At 69.6% G+C, this 1,507-nt stretch carries 1 protein-coding gene and 1 pseudogene; both read right to left on the reverse strand.

Translation table 11 applies throughout. The features are described 5' to 3' along the window. Positions 1-1,000: MASE1 domain-containing protein (locus ACWD3D_RS36940; protein WP_451465004.1), on the reverse strand; the 1,000-nt coding region annotated here is incomplete at its 3' end. 58 nt (positions 1,001-1,058) lie between these two features. Continuing rightward, positions 1,059-1,412: pseudogene (locus tag ACWD3D_RS36945) on the reverse strand (SpoIIE family protein phosphatase); the annotation flags it as partial. Positions 1,413-1,507 lie beyond the last annotated feature (95 nt).

Below are 1,507 nucleotides of genomic sequence, written 5' to 3' on the forward strand. Positions count from 1 at the left end.
AAATCGGCGATTCCGTCTTCCGGGAGTGCGGCCGTGCCGTCGGAGAGCCAGAGCAACTGCCGCACGCGTTCGCCGGGAAGGTCTCGCAGGTTGCCACGCAGGCGCGCTCCATCTCGCGGCGGATGTCCAGCTGTTCCGTGACGAGAGCCGACAGCAGCAGTGAGGTGAGGGTCACCGAGCCGTTGAGGAGGGCGAGATTGAGTATCACCTCCAGCACCTCGTGCCCCCGGAACGGCCCTGCCTGATGCGTCGCCGAGATCACCGCGAGCACGGAGACGAGCAGGGCACAGGGGGCGCTGCCGGGCAGCTGGAAGCGGAGCGCCGCCCAGATCAGCACGGGGAACACCAGATAGAGCATGGCGAGCGTGCTCGTCGTCGCGATGAGCGAGGCGCACGTCATGACGACGAACAGTCCGACGGCCTCCAGCCAGCGGTCGGTGACACGGGGCATCCGGGCCCGGCGCAGGACGAGGAGGATGGGCGTCACCACGAGAACGCCCATCACGTCCCCGGCCCACCAGCACGCCCAGACCGGCCAGAACCGCTCGACGGGCAGCTTCTCCGTCAGGACCAGCGTGACGCACCCCAGAGTGGAGCTGACCAGCATTCCGGTGAAAGCCCCCAGGAAAACCAGCGCGACCCCGTCCCGCAGTCGGTCCAGCTCCTCCCTGAAGCCCACCGCCCGCAAGGCCATCCAGGCACACAACGGTCCGAGCGTGTTCCCGGCCAGGATGCCGATCCCCAGAGGCGAGAACGAACCGCTGATGGAGATCGTGGTGAACAGGGCGCCGAGCGCGATGCCGGGCCAGATCCGCACCCCGAAATACAGCAGAGCGGCCAGCGCCACCCCGGTGGGAGGCCACAGGGGTGTCACGACCGACTGGTACGCCTCCATCCGGCGGAGCAGCCCAAGGCGGCCGGACAGGTAGTACGCGGCGGCGACACCCAGGAGCTGGGCGGCGGCCACGGTCCGGCGTCTGGCCTTCTCGCTGCGGATCACGGATGCCATCAGACACCGGTCAGCGCACGACACGGGCGCTGACACGCGCGGTGTGCCGTCAGCCGTCCAGGTCACCCCCGTGCCGGAGAACGAGAAAGGCGACGTCGTCCTCGTGGCCCGTCATGTCCGCCGCTCCGAGCACCGTCTGGGCGAGCTCTTCGGCGGAGGCGGTCACATGGGCGCTCACCAGTCCGCGGATCGCTTCGAGTCCCTCGTCGAGATCGAGGGAAGGACCCTCCACCAGCCCGTCGGTCAGCAGGACGACCACGCCGGGGACGTCGAGCGAGCGCCGGGTGACGGGATAGACCTCCCCACTCATGATGCCCAGGGGCAGCCCGCCCGGGCTCTCCGCGATCCCGGACCGTCCGTCGACGGTCGCCCACACGCTCGCCACGTGGCCCGCCCGGGCGGAGCCCTGTGGGGCTGCCTGCTCGGACTGATCATCCGTCAACAGGTGGTCGCCGTGGTCGTGATGCTGCTGAGCACCTGGCTGGTCAGCGGCGGCCT

Source organism: Streptomyces sp. NPDC002690 (genome assembly GCF_053592415.1).